This window comes from Croceitalea sp. P059 (genome assembly GCF_031846365.1).
GTDB lineage: Bacteria > Bacteroidota > Bacteroidia > Flavobacteriales > Flavobacteriaceae > Croceitalea > Croceitalea vernalis.
This window is the reverse complement of the sequence record NZ_JAVRHW010000002.1, coordinates 64,467-83,606: the sequence shown is the minus strand read 5'-3', so window position 1 is coordinate 83,606 and position 19,140 is coordinate 64,467. Positions and strand designations below refer to the sequence as shown.

At 32.9% G+C, this 19,140-nt stretch carries 15 protein-coding genes and 1 tRNA gene; 6 read left to right on the top strand and 10 right to left on the bottom strand.

The features are described from left to right. Positions 1-35: 35 nt before the first annotated feature. Genes RM542_RS06745 through RM542_RS06730 form a run of 4 tightly spaced genes read right to left on the bottom strand, consistent with a single transcriptional unit; the run spans position 36 to position 3,669 of the window. A complete protein-coding gene (locus tag RM542_RS06745) occupies positions 36-377 on the bottom strand; it encodes a DUF2853 family protein (RefSeq protein WP_311384968.1) in 342 nt (113 codons plus the stop codon). A gap of 37 nt (positions 378-414) precedes the next feature. Continuing rightward, entirely contained in the window at positions 415-2,151 is a 1,737-nt protein-coding gene (gene menD, locus RM542_RS06740) for a 2-succinyl-5-enolpyruvyl-6-hydroxy-3-cyclohexene-1-carboxylic-acid synthase (RefSeq protein ID WP_311384967.1), read from the bottom strand. A 53-nt stretch (positions 2,152-2,204) separates the two neighbouring features. Then, positions 2,205-3,266, bottom strand: a complete 1,062-nt coding sequence (locus RM542_RS06735; RefSeq protein WP_311384966.1) for an isochorismate synthase — start codon at positions 3,264-3,266, stop codon at positions 2,205-2,207. Next, positions 3,244-3,669, bottom strand: a complete 426-nt coding sequence (locus RM542_RS06730; RefSeq protein ID WP_311384965.1) for a hotdog fold thioesterase — start codon at positions 3,667-3,669, stop codon at positions 3,244-3,246. The genes RM542_RS06735 and RM542_RS06730 overlap by 23 nt, the downstream gene beginning before the upstream one ends. A 59-nt stretch (positions 3,670-3,728) precedes the next feature. On the opposite strand from RM542_RS06730, the gene RM542_RS06725 reads away from it, so the two are divergent. Beyond that, entirely contained in the window at positions 3,729-4,376 is a 648-nt protein-coding gene (locus tag RM542_RS06725; protein WP_311384964.1) for an esterase, read from the top strand. Position 4,377: 1 nt separating this feature from the next. Here the strand turns inward: RM542_RS06725 and RM542_RS06720 are convergent, their stop codons facing one another. The 5 genes from RM542_RS06720 to RM542_RS06700 all read right to left on the bottom strand — a co-directional run bounded on the left by RM542_RS06720 (position 4,378) and on the right by RM542_RS06700 (position 10,158). Beyond that, positions 4,378-5,310, bottom strand: coding sequence for a hypothetical protein (locus RM542_RS06720; protein ID WP_311384963.1), 933 nt, complete (start codon positions 5,308-5,310; stop codon positions 4,378-4,380). Between the two features lie 80 nt (positions 5,311-5,390). After that, positions 5,391-6,641, bottom strand: coding sequence for an FAD-dependent oxidoreductase (locus tag RM542_RS06715; protein WP_311384962.1), 1,251 nt, complete (start codon positions 6,639-6,641; stop codon positions 5,391-5,393). A 1-nt stretch (position 6,642) separates the two neighbouring features. Then, on the bottom strand, positions 6,643-7,653 hold the full coding sequence (locus RM542_RS06710; protein WP_311384961.1) for a 4-hydroxyproline epimerase: 1,011 nt from the start codon (positions 7,651-7,653) through the stop codon (positions 6,643-6,645). A 3-nt stretch (positions 7,654-7,656) separates the two neighbouring features. Continuing rightward, the gene (locus RM542_RS06705) at positions 7,657-9,240 is read right to left on the bottom strand and encodes an aldehyde dehydrogenase (NADP(+)) (protein ID WP_311384960.1); all 1,584 of its coding nucleotides are present in this window, start codon (positions 9,238-9,240) and stop codon (positions 7,657-7,659) included. 3 nt (positions 9,241-9,243) lie between these two features. Next, entirely contained in the window at positions 9,244-10,158 is a 915-nt protein-coding gene (locus RM542_RS06700) for a dihydrodipicolinate synthase family protein (RefSeq protein ID WP_311384959.1), read from the bottom strand. Positions 10,159-10,291: 133 nt separating this feature from the next. Between RM542_RS06700 and RM542_RS06695 the strand changes: the two genes are divergently transcribed. Both RM542_RS06695 and RM542_RS06690 read left to right on the top strand, forming a co-directional pair. After that, positions 10,292-11,140, top strand: a complete 849-nt coding sequence (locus tag RM542_RS06695) for an AraC family transcriptional regulator (RefSeq protein ID WP_311384958.1) — start codon at positions 10,292-10,294, stop codon at positions 11,138-11,140. A gap of 54 nt (positions 11,141-11,194) precedes the next feature. Further along, positions 11,195-12,754: a M28 family peptidase gene (locus tag RM542_RS06690; RefSeq protein ID WP_311384957.1), complete on the top strand. Its 1,560-nt coding sequence runs from the start codon at positions 11,195-11,197 to the stop codon at positions 12,752-12,754. A gap of 110 nt (positions 12,755-12,864) precedes the next feature. Here RM542_RS06690 and RM542_RS06685 read toward each other — a convergent pair. Then, positions 12,865-12,940 (bottom strand) — tRNA-His (locus tag RM542_RS06685). Between the two features lie 128 nt (positions 12,941-13,068). Here RM542_RS06685 and RM542_RS06680 point away from each other — a divergent pair. From RM542_RS06680 to RM542_RS06670, 3 genes are all read left to right on the top strand, one after another. Further along, on the top strand, positions 13,069-15,084 hold the full coding sequence (locus tag RM542_RS06680; protein WP_311384956.1) for an ATP-binding protein: 2,016 nt from the start codon (positions 13,069-13,071) through the stop codon (positions 15,082-15,084). Positions 15,085-15,184: 100 nt separating this feature from the next. Then, complete coding sequence (locus RM542_RS06675; RefSeq protein WP_311384955.1) at positions 15,185-17,110, top strand: ATP-binding protein; 1,926 nt, start codon at positions 15,185-15,187, stop codon at positions 17,108-17,110. A gap of 9 nt (positions 17,111-17,119) precedes the next feature. Continuing rightward, positions 17,120-19,138, top strand: coding sequence for an ATP-binding protein (locus RM542_RS06670; protein WP_311384954.1), 2,019 nt, complete (start codon positions 17,120-17,122; stop codon positions 19,136-19,138). Positions 19,139-19,140 lie beyond the last annotated feature (2 nt).

The window sequence follows — 19,140 nt, the reverse complement described above, 5'->3', positions numbered from 1 at the left end:
ATAACTGCGGTTTCCGTTAAAATAAAAATTCTTTTCTAATTGTAAATAGACTCTTTTCCAAAATGTTTAGCCAATTGATAATAAATAACAGCTCTATGCTTGTTTTTATTTGACTTTCCATATTTTTCAATTACAGCATTTATTGCTTCCATCAATTTTGGACTATCAGCCATACCTAGCTTTTTCATTAGGAAATTCTTCTTAACAGTCTCTAACTCCTTATCATCGCTGCCAGACACTTTTGAAGCGTCAAGGTTATAAATTGCAGGGCCTAAACCAATTGCAACTTTAGTTAGTAAATCCATATCTGGCTTTTCACCAAACTTATCCTTGATATCGGCTGCGTACTTCTCTATTAATTCGTCTCTTTTACTCATAATTGTTAGTGTTCTTTTATAATTAATTAATGTTGCTCTAAGATATGAAATCGAAGTAAGCAAGCAAAATTTTGTTATTCACCTTTCGAGGAGTAAATATTTCTAAAATTTTAGGAGTGGTTGAGGGTTCATAAAACTCTTTTAATTCCTGGACTAAAGAACTAGGGTCGCGAGCATCTTGATAATCAAAACCATATTGTTTACTAATATGATAAGCACTTAACTTATGAGAGGTTTCAAAGAATGTCTCAAATTTTTCAGAATCATCATTCCCAGGTAATATTCTAAAAATACCGCCACCTGCATTATTGATGATAATAATTCTAAAGTCTTTTTTAATGTAATTATTCCATAAAGCATTACTATCATAAAAAAAGCTCAAATCGCCACTAATTAATAAAGTTGGTGTATTACAAACAACTGATGCTCCAACAGCCGTGGAAGTAGAACCATCAATTCCGCTTGTGCCGCGGTTACAAAAAACCGTGACAGATTCATCCATGTCAAATAGTTGAGCATAGCGCACACTTGAACTATTTGCTAAATGTACTTGGTAGTCTTTGGGAATTGTTTTAGCCAACTCATAAAATACTAAAAAATCAGAAAAAGGAACTTTTTTTAAATAGTTATTCCTTTTGTTCTGATAGTTCAATTTTACTGTATTCCATTTTTCAAAATAATCACTAAAAGTATATTGGTTGTTCAATACGGTTTTTAAAAACAAATTTGGCTTTGTTTTAAAATGGTGGGTTAATGAAAAATAAGTGTCATAGGCCTTGACCTCATCAACATGCCAATGAAGCTTAGGTTGGTATTGTCTTAAGAACGCTTTTATTTTTTTAGAAACTATTAACCCCCCAAAAGTGAGTAGAATTTCTGGTTGTAAATCTTTAAATAAGTTTTCAGAAAGATTAGACTTTTCAATTGGAAAAATAATACTGTCAATACTAGGGAAAAAATTAGGGTGATGTAAATTTGAGGTTGTTTCTGTAAAAACTATGACTGATGGGTCTTCAGCTAACAAATCAATTAATTCTTTTTCTATTTCATTAGGGTGGTTAACCCCCACTAAAACCATTTTCTTTTTGGCATTATTCCAAGATTCTTGAAAAGATTGAATAGCGCCTAATTCATCATGAGTCGAAACTTGATTAGTTAAGCTATCCTGCTCTTCAATAGTTATATCTATAAGTTCGTAGAGAGGTTCTTCAAACGGTACGTTGATATGTACAGGCAATTGCTCTTTTTGAGCACAATTCAAAGCCTTTTCTAACTCTTGAGTATTATAACTTATAATACTTTGCTGAGACAGCTCTAAAAAACTAGGTGCATACCTTTTCAAACGGTTTATGGCATGATTAACATCCAATTTTAAATTAGCCGAATAACCAATATGTCTATTAAAAACATTGTCTTGACGAATAGTTTGTCCATCTCCAACATCAATCTTATACGGAGGTCTATCTGCTGAAACCACGACCAAAGGAATACAACTATAAAAAGCTTCGGCCACGGCTGGGTAATAATTCAAAAGGGCACTTCCTGAGGTACATAAAACCGCAACCGGTTCCTTTTGTTGCATTGCCATACCCAAAGCAAAAAAAGCAGCACTACGTTCGTCAACAATACTATAACATTTGAAAAAAGGGTTTTCTGTAAAACTTATGGTCAGGGGGGCATTTCTTGATCCAGGCGAGATTATAATATGCTTTATTCCTTTTGATTTAAAGGCTGAAACGACGACTCTTGCCGATGGTATACTTGATTGCTTCATGCTTTACAAAAATAAGGACTCATTGTATGAAAAGCGAATGTTTTGTTAGAACATCAAAGAAGTGATAACATGGTCTGACATTTATTATTGGTTTCTTGCCATTCCATTTCGGGATTAGACGCTTCTGTTATACCCCCGCCAATAAAAATTGTTGCTTGATTTGCATCAAGACTCATACAACGAAGGTTAACGTATAATGAAGTAGAATGTTCTTGAGTTAAATTTAGTTCTCCTAAAAAGCCGGTATAATAATTTCGCCTATACGATTCGTACTCAAGAATGAACTTTTTGGCCAAATCTTTTGGAACTCCACACACTGCAGGACTTGGATGAATTCTTTTTAGAAGAGGCTTTAATTGATCAAAACTCTTTAAATCAGCCGTGATATTTGTCTTTAGATGCCATAGTTTTCCGGCCTTAACAGAAGATACCTTAGTTGTTTTTATATCATTCACAAATTCAGCTATTTCTTCTTTTAAAAAATCGGTAACCATTTGTTGTTCTATAAATTCTTTCTGGCTCCATTCTGGATTATTATTATCAATAACCGGCAATGTTCCAGCTAAAGAAGTGGTATGAATTTGATTACCTTCAACTTTTAATAATTGTTCCGGTGAGGCTCCTATCCAAGTACCTACTTTTGGATGATACCATAAGTATCTCAAAGCAGTTGGATATTTATGTAGGGCACTTTTAAAAATCGAAAGTTCTTTTTTTTCTGTTTCTACTTGTACTTGTCTTGATAACACAACTTTCTTAAGCTTTCCTGACCTAATTTCTTGAATACCTTTTTTGACTAGTTCAAGGTGAAATGCTTCATCATTCGTAACAACTTCCTTTTTTCCAGATTCTATTTGAGTAGACACCTCAAAATCTGATATGTAGCTTGTATTTGATTTTAAAACTATGGTTTGTAGAGAATTGTCAAAAGGTGCAAAAACAAACCCTCTTTCTTTAAAGTCTTTAATATGATGTAAAACGTCGTCTTTTTGAAAAAGGGCACGAATTACTGTATCACCAGGTAGGCAATACATTACCAAAGGCAGTTTATCATTTTTATGATTTTCAACCTTTTTAATTAAGCTTTCAAACTCAATTTTTCTTGGGGAGTGCAATAGTTGTGAGTTTACAATTTGAAATTAATTCATGAGCTTCATTGGTTACTTTTATTTCCCATAATTGAGTAGTTCTACCTTTATGGATAATGGTGGCTCGAGCATAAACATAACCTTCACTAATGCTTTTCACATGATTAGCGGCTATTTCAATTCCTCTAACATAAAACTCATTACCATCAAGAAAAATATAAGAGGCCGCACTACCAACACTCTCGGCTAAAGCTACCGTTGCACCTCCATGTAAAACACCATCAGGCTGATATACTTTAGAGTTTACTGGCATTCTTGCAATCAAAAAATTCTCACCAACATCTACATACTCAATTGACAAAGTTTCCATTAAAGTTCCTTTGCTAATTTGATTACAAACAGCTAAAATCTTCGCTTTATGTTCTTCCATAATGAGTTTTATGTAAAATTACGTATTCCAAATTCAATAAATAGCCACTACTTTTGAATATGGCATTAAATAAGCATCAAGTATCATACGTACATAAAAACTCGTTTGAAACCTTAAATGAATTAAATGAAGAAACGAAGAATGTTTGGTTCGTTTTTCATGGAATGGGCTATCTCAGCCGTTATTTTCTTAAGCACTTCAAGAATTTAAACCCGAAGGAAAATTTTATTATCTGCCCACAAGCACCTTCAAAATATTATTTAAAAGATGATTTTAAACATGTTGGAGCTAGTTGGTTGACTAAAGAAGATACGACGCAAGAAACAGAAAATCTTCTCTCTTATTTAGATGCCGTATATGATTCCATTAAAATGCCCAGTAATATAAATCTCATACTTTTTGGATTTTCACAAGGGGTGTCCATAGCTATGAGATGGATGATATTTAAACAAATTAATTGTAGTAAACTAGTTCTTTATGCAGGTGGAATTCCAAATGAAATAGATACTAAACAAGTTGAATTTATTGATGCAAAAAAAACTAGAATTACCTTCATTTATGGTAATACAGATAAATATTTAAATGAAACACGTTTAAAATTTGAGCGTGAGAAAATTGAATTACTTTTTGGTGAAAATGCAGAAATTATAGACTTTGAAGGCGGTCATGAAATTAGACCTGAGCTTTTAAAGAACTTATTAAATTAAATTATTCTGGTTTCTCTTCAGTATTTAGTTCTTTAGGGTAATATGTTATTCTTCTTGTAACATAAGTATTGTCAGGCGTAATAATCTTTTTTACCCAGTTTTTGTGCTCACTATCATCAAATTGAAATATAAATTCTTTAACCGCCTCTGTATTTTTTGTTTTTATTGTCAACTTGGTAAGTACTTGTTCTTCATCATAAGTATAACTTCGATTTTCCGATGGTACAAACTCTTTTTCTTCGATACTATGGAGAAAAATTTGTTCTGAGATTAACTTGCCATTTTCACTAAAAACCCGTTCAACAGCCTTATTAGGTTCACCATCAACAAATTCTTTGGTTAAAACTAAATTTAGTTGTTTACCAGTCTTCGTTTTTTTTAAAGATTTTCTAATTGATTTCTCAATAACTCCATTTTCAAAAACAGTCTGTGTTGACTCATTTTTATATTCTGAGTATTCGATTAAGACTTCATCGACGGCATTTTCATGTGATGTGATAATTTTTTCTAGAACATCTGTGTCATTAAAATAATACTCTTGCTGCTCAAAAAACTCTTTATCAAAAGAGATAATTTTCTCCTTAATATATTTATTATTTGTAGTATCAACTTCATAAAAATTGACCATTGAGGTTGCCTTATCTAGCTCATTGTCTTTATAACTTTCCATTCTTTTTTCAATCAACTCTCCAGCTTCATAAGTATAGAGAACAATATCTTTATCTAGCTCATTATATTGGGTAGTCGATTTGGCCAAAAAACCATTTTCATTGAATTCGAAAATCTCTTGCCCATAATCTTTTATCACAGTACAAGCTTTTACATTCCCATTCAGATCAAAATCTGAAACAGAAAAAATCTTTATTTCTTGCGCCAGAAGAACGTGAAAAGAAACTAATAACATTAAAAAAGTGAAGCTGTAATTTTTTAACATAGCACGAAATTACGGTGTTATCCTACAACTGAAAAACAAATGGAGTGCCAAACAACGAAAAATAACAAAATAATTAACTATTAAAATCGTCGTTCAGGGTCAAAAGGAGTAATATCCATCACTAAATCCTTATCGCAAATTAACTCACTAATGAGTTTACCAGTAACCGGACCAAGACTCCAACCCATCATTGCATGACCAGTTGCAATGGTAAGATTTTTATGTTTTTTTGATTTTCCGATGTAAGGAAGCCCGTCAGGAGTAACCGGTCTTAGTCCGCATTGGGCATTATTTTTATCTTCAGCAGAAATACTTAATCCATCATAAAAAACTACTGCACCTTTTGCAATAGCGTTCACACGTTCTTTTCTTATTTTATGATTAATTCCAGAAAATTCCATCGTACCCGCAAAGCGTGTAAAACCTTTCATTGGAGTTACGGCCATTTTTGCTTCCATTAAAATGGCGGGCATTTTAATATTTGTTTCTTTTTGAACGTTAATTCGGTATCCCTTGCCCGCTTCAATCGATAGTTTCAATCCTAGTTTTTTAGCTAGTTTTCCTGACCATGAACCGGCGGCTAATACTATTTCGTCTGCGTAATAACTTGAAGTTAAAGTTTTTACTTCGCACGGCTTTTTATGGTTCATTATAACATCTGTAACCTCTTGATTCTTTATTAGATGAACTCCAATATTTTCAAGATATGCTTTCATTCGGGCCATAAATTCGGACGGTGTACTATGACCGTCACATTCATAATGAATAGCGCCTTTCGCATTAATATTTATATTTGGTTCAACCCTTGAAATACCTTCTTTATCCAGCTCTTTAACTTCAAGACCCAGAAACTTAGCTTTTTCAGATACGATTAGCTCATGGTCACGCTCTTTATCAGTCTGATATAACATTAATAAACCTTTTCTCTCCAAATGAAAAGACCCCAAATCTCCTGAATTCTTTATTGCAGTAAAAAGTTCTCTGCTCAAAACATTTACTTCCTTTATAACCGGAATAGCTAAATCCACGTTTTTTTGTGTAGCCGATTTTTTAAAATTCCATGCCCATTTGATAAAGTTGGGATCCAACCTTGGCTTCATGTAAAAAGGACTTGAAGAATTAAACATGTATCGAAGACCTGTGGTTATCATACCAGGGGCAGCCATTGGTATAATATGACTAGGTGTCAAATAACCAGCATTCACGTACGAAGCACCAGCATTCATTGGGGATTTATCAATTACGGTAACCTTACAACCTTCCTTTTGAAGATAATATGCCGAGCATAAACCAACAACACCGCCACCTATTATAACTACTGATTTAGACATATCAAATTACTTGAAAACCATGAGCATAAGGGTCATCATCCGGGTCAATATTAATCGTATTCCTTCCATAAACTTTTGCCCAACCTTTAACACTTGGAATAACTGCTAAATTACCATCAATTTCTACCTCAGTTTCTACTCTACCAATGAAAGTTGAACCAATAAAACTTTCATGAATGTAATCTTCTTCTAAGCTTAATTTGCCTTTAGCATATAGCTGTGCTAAACGTGCTGAAGTACCCGTTCCGCATGGTGAACGGTCAATTGCTTTATCCCCATAAAAAACTGCATTACGGCCGGAAGATTTTTCATCTAAAGGTTTACCTGTCCATAATATATGAGTTACATAATTTATTGCCGGATTTTCAGGATGAACAAATTTATTAGGATACTTTTCATTAATTCTTGTTCGTAATTCTTTTGAAATTTGAACAAGTCGGGTCGCTGAAAAATTGTGCATTCCAGAAAAATTCTTTTGAGGGTCAAATATGGCATAATAATTACCTCCGTAAGAAACATCAAAAACGAGTTCTCCAAGTTCAGGACAATCAATTGTCAAATCAGATGCTGCCAAATAACTCTTGACATTATTTAGTTTCACCCATTCTACTTTGTCATTGGGCTGACTGTATTCAATCTTTACTAGCCCAGCAGGGGTTTCCAGACGAACAAATCCCTTCTTTTTTGGTCGTATCAAATTGTTTTCAATAGCAATAGTAATAGTGCCAATGGTACCATGACCGCACATAGGTAAACAACCACTGGTTTCTATAAAAAGAACAGCAATATCATTTTCGGGGTTATGAGGTGGGTAAAGTATACTGCCGCTCATCATATCATGACCTCTAGGTTCAAACATTAAACCAGTTCTTATCCAATCAAAGTCCCTAAGAAAATGCAGTCGTTTTTCACCTATGGTTTCACCTTTAAGATTTGGTCCCCCTTTGACCACTAACCTCACAGGATTTCCACAAGTGTGACCGTCAATACATTCAAAAGTAGAAATAGCCATTATTTAAATTGCTCTTTTAGTCAGTTCACCATTTATAAGTCGTTCAATTTTTAGAGGGTTCTCGTTCATTAGAGTGTTTGGCAGTAAATGATTTGGCCAATTTTGGAAACTAATTGGTCTAACCCACCTGTCTATGGCATGAATACCAACGGCGGTGAAACGACTATCTGTAGAAGCAGGGTAAGGCCCACCATGTTGCATTGAAGGGCATACTTCTACACCTGTCGGAACGCCATTGAATATTAATCTGCCGACTTTGCTTTGTAAAGTGTTAACCAATACTGAGCTATTGTCAATCTCTCCGTTCTCAGAAATAATAGTTCCGGTCAATTGTCCTTCCATTGATTGAATTGCTTTGACCAACTCTTCTTCATCTTTACAACTTACAATCATCGAGAAAGGACCAAATACTTCTTGATGTAATTTCGTGTTCGAAATAAATTTTTCGCCTGAAACTTTCACGACTGCTTGTTTCGCAAAATTTGGTGGAGTATTCGTTTTTAAATCCGCAGTAATACTTAACCCGTCTTGCTCCATCATCTCCGATTTATTCTTACTATAATTCGATTGAATAGTTGGGTGAAGCATACATGAAGCATCAATTTTTAAAAGCTCTTCGGATAAAACAGTAGTGAAATTTTCAAGGCTATCATCTTTTATTGCGAATAACAGACCTGGGTTAGTGCAAAATTGACCTGTTCCTAAGGTTATTGAGCCCGCATAAGTCTTGGCCCAAGCTTCTCCTTTTAATTGAAGTGCTTTCGGTAAAATTATTACCGGATTAACGCTTCCCATCTCAGCAAATACAGGGATTGGCTCTTTACGCCTTGAAGCCATATCAAATAGTGCTCTGCCACCTTGAATACTGCCAGTAAAACCTACAGCCTTTGTTAGTGGATGATTAACTAATTTTTGACCCACTTCAATACCACTACTATTTAAATTAGAAAATACCCCATCTGGCATATTCGTTTTTTTAGCAGCAATATTGATTGCATGAGCTACCAATTCTCCTGTTCCTGCATGCATTGGATGACTTTTTACTACTACTGGACATCCGGCTGCAAAGGCACTCGCCGTATCACCACCAGCTGTGGAATAAGCTAGTGGAAAGTTACTTGCTCCAAAGACAACAACTGTCCCAAGTGGGGCCATCATTTTTCTAATATCAACCTTAGGAAAGGGCTGTCTTTCCGGAATTGCTGTATCAATTGAGGCTTTTACCCAAGAACCTTCTTCTACAAGTTTTGCGAAAGATCTTAGTTGACCCATGGTACGCCCACGCTCTCCTTTTGCTCTTCCTTCAGGTAAGCCAGTCTCCGCACAATATGTTGTGATTAAAACATCACCTAAAACTTCAATTTCATCAGCAATAGTGTTTAAAAAAAGTGCTCTGGATGCACCAGATGCTTTTTGAAAGGTCTCAAAAGCACGGTCCGCAAGCTTGAGGGCCGTCTCAATCTCGGTCTCGTTAGCTTCAAAAAAGTTCCATTCGTTTTCCTTATTTTGTTGAGGATTAAATGTTTTAAAGCTCTTGGTTCCTAAATTTGAAAGTGAATTTCCTAATTGGTTTTTTCCAGTAATCATAAACTAAAGTGATTTGTATTCAGGGAGCACAGGTCTTGTCGCAACACCTTCTTTAATTATTTTTAATACTCTTTCTCTCTCATTGCCTTGCAAAGGTAATCTAGGTGCGCGAACATTCTCAGTTCCTATTTTGGTAGCTACTTCGGCTAATTTAATATTTTGAACCAATTGTGGGTTAATATCTAATTCAAGTAATGGTAAAAACCATCGATAAATGGCAATAGCCTCTTCTGCCCTGCCAGCTTTTGCTAGTTTATAAATAGCAACAGTCTCTGCCGGAAATGCACAAACCAAACCTGCTACCCAACCATCTGCACCCATAAAAACACTTTCTAGACCAAGAGTATCTACTCCAGTAAAAACTTTTAACCTATCGCCAAATCTAGATTTAATTCTAGTAATATTTGAAATATCTCTAGTAGACTCTTTTACGGCTTGAATATTATCACAATCTAAAAGTTCTTCTAACATATCTAAAGTAACTTCAATACCATAATCAATAGGATTGTTATAAATCATTATAGGTAGTTCAGTACTATTTGCAACAGCCCTGAAATAAGTAACTGTCTCATAACTATTCGCTTTGTATCGCATTGGAGGCAACATCATCAAACCTTTTGCTCCGCATTCTTTAGCCACTTGAGCAGCCTCGATTGCTCCTTTTGTCGTTTGTTCAGCAATATTGATAATCACAGGTATTTTACCTTCTACAATACGCACAGTTTCAATAATCAGTGTTTTCTTTTCTTCAAAGGACAAGGTGCTTGCTTCACCTAAAGTTCCTCCTAAGATAAGGGCAGAGACTCCTGCATCCATTTGTGCTTTTACATTAACTTCAAACATCTCTAAATCTAACTGATCATCTGAAGTGAATTTAGTTGTTATAGCAGGCATTACGCCTTCCCAATTTATTTGCATTATGATTGATTTTAATATGTGGTATAAAATTAAACCACTCATTTGGTTTTGTTTTATCCATTTTTAGCTATATTTTCCACTATTTTACCTATTTTTTATAGATTTGGCGTAAATACTGTTAATTATTAACTAAATGAAAGTATTCCCTTTTACCATTCCAAAAAAACCAAAAGAGAATATAATTGTTCAAGAGGATATCACTAAAACCTTTTTTGACCGTTTACATCAACATTCAGAAATACAGATAAGCCACATCATTTCGGGAAAAGGAAAACTTGTTGTGGGAAACACTATCTCTAGATATAGCAAAGGAGACACTTTTGCAATTGGAAGTAACGTTCCTCACCTTTTTCAAAGCACTGAAAGTCCAAAGAAGTCGCACATGATTTCCGCATTCTTTCTACCAAACGCTTTTGGTCATAACTTCTTTGATTTGCCAGAAATGGAAGATTTAACCGGTCTATTTGAAGTTTTAAATTTTGGTGTTTCTATTAAACAAATTGAACCAGAACTATTTAAAAAAGTTTCAAAAATAAAAAATACGAATAGGTTTTTCTTATTTATGAATTTTCTCGAATTGCTAAAAACAATAGCAACTAAAGAAAAAGAATTGTTAAGTCAAAAGCAGTATCAAAAACCTATCTCCAACAATCAAGGGACAAGACTTCAGGTCATATTTGATTTTGTTATAAAAAATTTCAACCAAAATATCACACTTACGAAAGTAGCTGCTATGGCTCATATGAGTCCGAATGCATTTTGCAGATTCTTCAAACAACGCTGTAATAAGTCCTTTTTCACCTTTGTCACCGAAGTCAGGGTTGCTCATGCTTGTCAACTACTACTCGATGAAAATGATTTTAGTATTGGAGAAATAGCACTTAAATCAGGGTTTAATTCAATATCAAATTTCAATAAACAATTCAAAGCAATTCAGGGACTAAGTCCTTTAAAATATGTTAAGAGTATCTCAGAACCTTAATTTTTTTTACTACAAATTTTGTTTACTTATTTTTGGACAACTACAAAAAACAAAATGAAAAAATTATTTATAATAATCTTTGGATTCGCAATTGCTTGTAATTCGTCACAAAAAACTATCGTTGAAAAAACTGAATCTCAACCTGTTGAAGATTTCTCAATCACTTATGCTTCAACAATTACGGAAGAAGAATTAAAAGAGCATTTATACATTTATGCTTCTGATGAATTTGAAGGCCGTGAGACTGGTCAGCCTGGGCAAAAAAAGGCAGTAGATTACTTAAAAAAAGAATATGAGGCTTTAGGTCTAAATCCTGCAAAAACAAACGGTGATTATCTACAAAAAGTTCCGCTTGAAATTAGCAAAGTACCCAAAGGCACAATGGATGTCAATGGAAAATCATTAATGGTTGGTGAAGATATTTTGACCTTTTCGCGTGCTACTGGAAATTTTGATAATATCGTTTATGTTGGTTACGGTATTCAAGAAGAGAACTATTCAGATTACAGTAATATTGATGTGTCAGGGAAATTAGTGCTAATGAAATCTGGTGAGCCTAAAAATGATGATGGGACTTATGTTATCTCTGGTAGTTCGGAAAAATCTGTTTGGAGCAATATGTCAGAGGCCTTGGGTAAAAGGGATCAATTGGCAACCAGTAAAGGTGCAATTGGAGTTCTGTATTATGACGCTGATAATTTTGCAAGGTACAATCGGTACTTCGAGTATATGAAAAGTAATGATAGCGGAAGAATGCAATTAAAAGCGCAAGTAAGTGATGAATTTAATATTCTTCTGAACAAAAATGCTGCAATAGCTTTATTTGAAAACATAGAAACCGACGCTACACCAAGAATTTTGGATTCGACTGTTAAACTAGAAATAGTAAGCGATAATAATCAAGTAGATTCAGAAAATGTTGCTGCAATTATCAAAGGAAGCACCAAACCAAACGAGTACCTTATTATATCTTCTCATTTAGATCATATTGGTGTAACTGCTGATGGTCAAATTAATAATGGAGCTGATGATGATGGTTCTGGTACAGTTGCCTTATTAGAAATTGCAGAAGCCTTTAAAAAAGCTGCAGATGAAGGTCAAGGACCTGAACGATCAATAATATTTTTACATGTAACTGGAGAAGAAAAAGGCCTACTTGGCTCACAATTTTATACAGATTATGAACCAATTGTTCCATTAGCGAATACCGTGGCAAATCTTAATATTGATATGATAGGTCGTATTGACCCAAAAAGAGAAGGAGACAGAAATTATATTTATTTGATTGGTTCTGACAAGTTAAGCACGGAACTTCATGAACTTTCAGAAGCAGTAAATACGAAATATTTGAATATTGAATTGGATTACACCTATAACGATGAAAATGACCCTAATAGGTTTTATTACAGAAGTGATCATTATAATTTTGCAAAGAATAATATTCCTATAATTTTTTATTTTAATGGAACTCATGATGACTACCATAGACCAGGTGATACTCCTGATAAAATAAATTATGATTTATTGAAAAACAGAACTCAATTGGTATTCCATACAGCTTGGGAAGTCGTTAACAGATCAGAAAAAGTAATTGTTGATAAGGCTGCAAAATAGTTCGAAAATCCAGCTAAATAACGCAAGTTAAATACTTTAAAAATAATTTAAGTCCATACTTAAAATGAAAAAAGTCCTAACAAATTGTTAGGACTTTTATTTTTCACTTAGGGTGGAAGACCGGGTTCGAACCGGCGACCCTCGGTACCACAAACCGATGCTCTAACCAGCTGAGCTACAACCACCATTTAAAGCGGTTGCAAAGATAATTTTTTTTACCCATCAAACAAAAATCTATGTACAATTCTTCAAGTGTTATTTTTTGCTTATTTTTCTATTTACTATTTTCCTAATAATACTCCATTTTGATTTACATGAAATCATATTGTATAAGCAACAACATTACAAAAAAGTTGACCTTATCAATATTTGTTTTGTTTTCTTTTATTCAATTAACCCATTCACAACAACTGCTTATTGATAGTCTTTTACAGAAAAGAAAGTTCTACGAAGAGAATTTGAAAAATTATGAAATTGACACCAACTACATAAAAAACCTTTACACTTTAGCTAGAACATATGTATACCTTGACCATGACAGCACAAATACAATTGCTCAAAGAGCACTTGGCTATAGTGAAAATATTAAATTTAAGAAAGGAATCGCAGGATCAAAATTAGCATTAGGGGTATCTAAAATTTTCGAAGGTAATTTTGAAGAAGGTTTTAAAGATGCAGAAGAGGCAAGAGAAATTGCATCATTAATTCGTGCTGATACTATTCACTTAAAAAGTTTGAATGCTATTGGTATGGGGCATTTTATGAAATCAGATTATGCTGAAGGATATAAATACTGCCAATTAGGAAGAGAAAAAGCCAAGAAACTCAATAACCTTGAAATGTCAGTCATGTTTAATATGAACTTGGCAACCTCTTTCGCCATAGTGAATGATCCAGAGCAAGCATTACCTTATTACGAGGAATGTTTAAGACTCCTTGAAATAAAGAAAGACCTTGGAGGCCTGGCCCAAGTGAAAAGTAACATGGGCTACATGTTCATTAAAACCAACGAAATACAAAAAGCAAAAAAGTATCTAAAAGAATCTATTGAAGAATTTAAAAAAGTTCAAAATACTCCATGGCAGGCATTCGCTCAAATAAACTTAGGCGAGGTATCACTTATTGAGAAAGAGCTTGATTCTGCCATTCAACAATTTAAAGATTCAAAAAAACTACTTAAAAATATTTATGACCCACAACGTAAAGCCGAAGCTTGCTTAGGTCTTTCTGAAGCTTATTTGTTAAAAAATGATTTAGTCAAAAGTGAACAAAGTGCTTTAATGGGGGATAGTATTTCTAAATCAATAAAATTCTATGACGGTATTATAAGAGCCAATAATCTTTTATATAGAATAAACAAATCGCAAAATAACACAGAGAAAGCCATTGCACATCTAGAAACTTCTAGAAGCCTTTCAGATTCTATTGAAATAGCTGAAAACAAAACAAAATTTTTAATGTTAGATGCTCAAAATAATTATGAAAACGAGCAAGCTAAAATAGCTAATCAGAATATCAAAGAAATTGAAACCCAAAAAATTATTACCTATTTAGCCATTATTTTGTTGATTTCTGCTGCAATAATTTTGTTTTTAATTAGAAGAAATATTCAAACTCAAAAAAGAGCTAACTCTGAACTACTTAAAATTAACGCAGCAAAAGACAAAGTCTTTTCTATAGTAGGTCATGATCTTAAAACACCAATAAGTACGCTTCAAGAATTATTAGAACTTTACAAAAGCGAAGCAATTACTGAGGAGCAAATAGCCGAGATTACTCCAAGACTAAAGAACAACGTGGACCATAGTGCATTTACTCTAAATAACCTTTTGCTATGGGCACAAAATCAAATGAACGGGGTTTCAATAGTAAAACCAGAAACTATAAATATTAAAGAAAAGGGCAAGGAAATTGTTGCGCTCTACCAAGAGCAAATTCAAGCTAAAAATATTACTGTTGAATGTAATTGCTCGGAATCAATGACTGTATTTATGGATGAAGAGCATTTGAATATCATTTTAAGAAACATTACCTTAAACGCTATAAAGTATTCAATCAAAGGAGGTAAAATAAGTTTTAATAGCCGAGATAGTACTGAAAATCAGATTATTTTTAGCGTTTGTGATAATGGTGTCGGGATGAGTAAATTATTCATAAATCAAATTTTAAATAATCATAGCACCGTTTCAAAACCAGGCACTTTAAATGAAAAAGGAACCGGACTTGGTTTGAAAATTTGTCAAGATTTGCTAGTCGCCAACAATGGAGGTTTAACTATTGAAAGTACTCTTGGTAGGGGTAGTTGTTTTGAAATGAAATTACCTAAGTAAAATTTAAAATTGTTTTTAAGTCTAAAAAGGGATTAAGCTTTTGAAAAATATATTACTCTTTCTAACCTCTTTTTTATTTTGTGTGAGCTCAATTGCACAATTGAAACAAAAGGACAGCCTTTTAAGAAAAATAATCAAACATGAACTCGATAATGACTTAAGCCAAGAATATATAGATGATTTAGTACTTCTCTCTTATGAATATAGGTACAAAAAACCTGATAGCTTAAAATTATTTGCACTAAGGGCCTTAAAAAACAGCAAGGATATAGAATATGATAAAGGAGAAGCCGGGGCATTACTTCGGTTAGGTGATTACTATTCTGATATAGGTGAACTAAATGTTGCAGTAGAATATTTTGAAAAAGCTAAAGAAATTGCTGAAAAGGAAAATTATTTTTCTTTACAAGTAGATATTTTTAAAAGTAAAGCTTCACAAGAACTTTTTAGTGGAAAATATAGAGAGGCTGTTTTGAGCTATTATCAAGGCATTACCCTTGCTCAAGAAAAAAATCTATTTGAACAAGAAGGACTTCTTAGGCACAATTTAGGCTTCTTTTACTGGTCCAACGGACTTTATGATGACGCCGAGAAGGAATATTTAATTGCAGATAGCCTCTGGGTATTACTGGGCGACCAAAGGCACAAAGCCGCTACTATGTCAAATATTGCTTTAAACGCAATTGACAAAAAAGACTATGAATTGGCCAAAAGATATGCTGACATGTCCCTAGCAATTTTTAAAAAAAATCAGCCTTTGTGGTATTCTAGAGCTCAAAGGGTTCAGTCTAGGTGGTATTTGTACCAAGGATTATATGACGAGGCGATATCAAGAAATAAAGAATCTGAAAAGATTTTGAAAAGCTTAAATAACTCTAGAGATCAATTAGAAATTGATATCCTTTTTACACGTATTTACCTTGAAATCAAAGATCTAAAAAATGCATCAATTAGAGTTTCAAATGCCTTTAATATAGCTCAAGAAGTTAATGATGTAAGTAGCATTTTAAAGTGTTATGAATATTTAGAGAAAATCGAAAATCAAAAATCAAATACTCAACAAGCACTGTTTTATTTGGAGCAATACACATATTTAAAAGATTCTTTAAATTCAAAAATTGCCAATAATAGTATAAGATTAGCAAAAGCTAAGCTCGATTTTGAAAGAAGCCAAAATAAATTACTTCTAGAAAATCGAAAAAAACTTGAAAAACAAAAAATCATCGCAGGAACATCTGTGGGACTTGTTGGCCTAATTCTATTAATTTTATTTTTAATAGTTCGAAATTTTAAAACTGAAAAAAACTTGAATTTTGAATTAGTAAAATTAAATAATTCAAAGAATAAAGTTTTTTCAACTATCGGTAATGATTTGAAAACACCAATTGGAACATTACAAGAACTATTAAACCTGTACAAGGATAAAAGTATCAGTCTTGATGAACTTAAAAACATAACTCCTAGGCTCAAAGAGAATGTTGATTACAGCGCTTTTTCACTTAATAATTTATTATTTTGGGCTCAAACAGAGATGAATATAATCGAAGTAAACCCTGAAACTATTGCCCTTAAGGAAGCAGCGGCAAAAGTTTGCGATCTTTATCAACACCAGATACAAGAAAAGAAGATTAAGGTTGAATGTAATATACCTATTGATGCTAAAGTATTTATGGATGTTGATCACTTAAGTATAATCCTTAGAAATGTGATTTCTAATGCGATAAAATACTCTCACCCAGAGCATAAACTCACCTTTAATACTTTAAAAAGTTTACGCACTATTAAAATAGTAATCTGCGATAATGGAATAGGCATGAGTTCGAAGCTCATAAAAGAGATTTTTGATGGACAAAATATTACATCAAAACTTGGAACAAATCAAGAAAAGGGTACTGGTCTCGGAATAAGTATTTGCAGAAAATTATTAGGTATAAATGGCGGTGAATTAGAAATTGAAAGTGAACTTCATAAAGGTACCTGTATTCATATCAATCTGCCGAGTTACCCTCTAAATATTGAGAATTAGGACCCAGAAATGTCTAAAAATATTTTTATTTTTTTTATTCTTCTTACATCGTCTGTTGAATCACAATCTATAACTGTTGCCTCATTAGAAGAAAAGAAAAATAAACTAGAACAAAATTCTCAATTTAAATCAGATACGGCTTATATCAACACCTTAAATGAGATAGCCTTTAAAGTTGCTTATTCTGATACCAAAAAAATGTTTTTATATGCCACTCAGGCTAAGGAACTAAGTGAAAATATAAACTACAATAAAGGTTTTCTAGAAGGAAAAAATAATCTTGCAGATTATTCCATGTTTAAAGGTGAGCTAGATAAAGCATTGTTACAACATGATGAAATACTCAAAAGAGTAAATAATGAAAAACTAATTGCTTTAAGAAGTTTAAATTCTAAAGCCTTTATTTACGAGCAAAAATCTGATTACCCTTCTTCCTATAAAACCTTACAAGAAGGTCTTATAATTGCTGAAGACTTAGAAAATCAATTATATAGGCTTAGGGTTAAAATGAACTTAGGAAATTTAATGGCATACCTTGGTTCGACCGAGGAAGCTTTAAATTATTATCGAGAGAGTCTCGATTTTGAACTGGGAGAATCCTCCTCTTTTGCTAGGGCTGAGGTACTTGCAAATATGGGTTATTCGTATTTAGTTATTAATGAATTAGAATCTTCAATAAAGCATATTTCGGAAGCAATTCTAATTTTTGAAAAAGAAAATATTGAAGACTGGCTGGCCTATTGTTATTCAATTCTTGGGAGAAACTATTTAAAAAAAAATGATCTTAAAACAGCATACTCTTTTCTACAAAAGAGTGATTCCATATATGTCAAAATAGATGATCCAAGAGGTAAATCAGACTTAAACATTACTTATGCTGAGTATCATCTAAAGCAAAATGAAATTAAACAAGCAGAGCGTACAGCAATTACAGCTTACGATACTTCAAAACAACTGTCTTATTTTGATGGTCAAATTTTAAGTGCTGAGGTATTATCAACTATTTATCAAAAAAATAGAAACAATAAAAAGGCATTAGAGTTTAAACTCTTAGCTAACAAATTAAATGACTCCATAGAGCGAGAAAACAATAAAAATAAACTTGCAATTCTCAAAGTAAAAAATGATTTAGAAATAGAAAAAGAGCGAGAAATTTATGACTATAAAGACAAATTATTTCGTCAAAAAACGGTGATTTTCATTACTATTTTGATTATTTCTTTTTTGCTGATAATTATAGTTCTGGTCAAAAGAAATAATAAAATTCAATCTCAAAATAATAGTGAACTTCAAAAAATAAATATTTTAAAGGATAAAGTATTTACCATTATTGGACACGATTTAAAAGCACCAATTGGAACATTACAAGAACTTTTAAGTTTATACGGAAAAGACAATATTACCGCTGAAGAATTCAAAAAAATTACTCCAAGACTTAAAGAGAATGTAGATCACAGCTCTTTCTCTCTTAATAATCTATTAGTATGGGCCCAAACTCAGATGAAGGGAATTTATTCAAACCCTGAGCATATTAACTTAAAAAGTGCTTTAGACAACACTATCTCGCTTTACAAAGAACGATTACTTAAAAAAAATATATCATTAAGTTACGATATTTCTGATTCAATAGCGGTTCATGTAGACAAAGAACATTTAAACATAATCTTAAGAAATATTATCTCAAATGCCATTAAATATTCCTTTCCAAATGAAATAATAAGTTTAAGCGCTTTCGAACAAAATAATGAAATTACAATTGATATATGTGACAAAGGCGTCGGAATGGATTCATTGGTTTTAGATAAAATATTTAAAGGAGGCCACCCGCAATCAACATTAGGAACAGAAAAAGAAAAAGGAACTGGTTTGGGGTTGAATATTTGCCTGGAATTGTTAGCCAAAAACAATGGGAAGTTAAATATCAAAAGTGAAGCCCAGGTCGGCAGCTGTTTTTACATCACCCTGCCTAGTAGTCAAAACATCGGTGAAATACCTATTTTTAACGATAAAACACACAAAAAAACGTAGTT

Excerpts from the sequence above, each read along its gene's own strand:
- RM542_RS06705 (WP_311384960.1), bottom strand. The coding sequence starts at position 9,240 with ATGATTACTGGAAAAAACCAATTAGGAAATTCACTTTCAAATTTAGGA.
- RM542_RS06745 (WP_311384968.1), bottom strand. The coding sequence starts at position 377 with ATGAGTAAAAGAGACGAATTAATAGAGAAGTACGCAGCCGATATCAAG.
- RM542_RS06720 (WP_311384963.1), bottom strand. The coding sequence starts at position 5,310 with ATGTTAAAAAATTACAGCTTCACTTTTTTAATGTTATTAGTTTCTTTT.
- RM542_RS06680 (WP_311384956.1), top strand. The coding sequence starts at position 13,069 with ATGAAATCATATTGTATAAGCAACAACATTACAAAAAAGTTGACCTTA.
- menD (WP_311384967.1), bottom strand. The coding sequence starts at position 2,151 with ATGAAGCAATCAAGTATACCATCGGCAAGAGTCGTCGTTTCAGCCTTT.
- RM542_RS06725 (WP_311384964.1), top strand. The coding sequence starts at position 3,729 with ATGGCATTAAATAAGCATCAAGTATCATACGTACATAAAAACTCGTTT.
- RM542_RS06690 (WP_311384957.1), top strand. The coding sequence starts at position 11,195 with ATGAAAAAATTATTTATAATAATCTTTGGATTCGCAATTGCTTGTAAT.
- RM542_RS06730 (WP_311384965.1), bottom strand. The coding sequence starts at position 3,669 with ATGGAAGAACATAAAGCGAAGATTTTAGCTGTTTGTAATCAAATTAGC.
- RM542_RS06695 (WP_311384958.1), top strand. The coding sequence starts at position 10,292 with ATGAAAGTATTCCCTTTTACCATTCCAAAAAAACCAAAAGAGAATATA.
- RM542_RS06700 (WP_311384959.1), bottom strand. The coding sequence starts at position 10,158 with ATGCAAATAAATTGGGAAGGCGTAATGCCTGCTATAACAACTAAATTC.
- RM542_RS06710 (WP_311384961.1), bottom strand. The coding sequence starts at position 7,653 with ATGGCTATTTCTACTTTTGAATGTATTGACGGTCACACTTGTGGAAAT.
- RM542_RS06670 (WP_311384954.1), top strand. The coding sequence starts at position 17,120 with ATGTCTAAAAATATTTTTATTTTTTTTATTCTTCTTACATCGTCTGTT.
- RM542_RS06715 (WP_311384962.1), bottom strand. The coding sequence starts at position 6,641 with ATGTCTAAATCAGTAGTTATAATAGGTGGCGGTGTTGTTGGTTTATGC.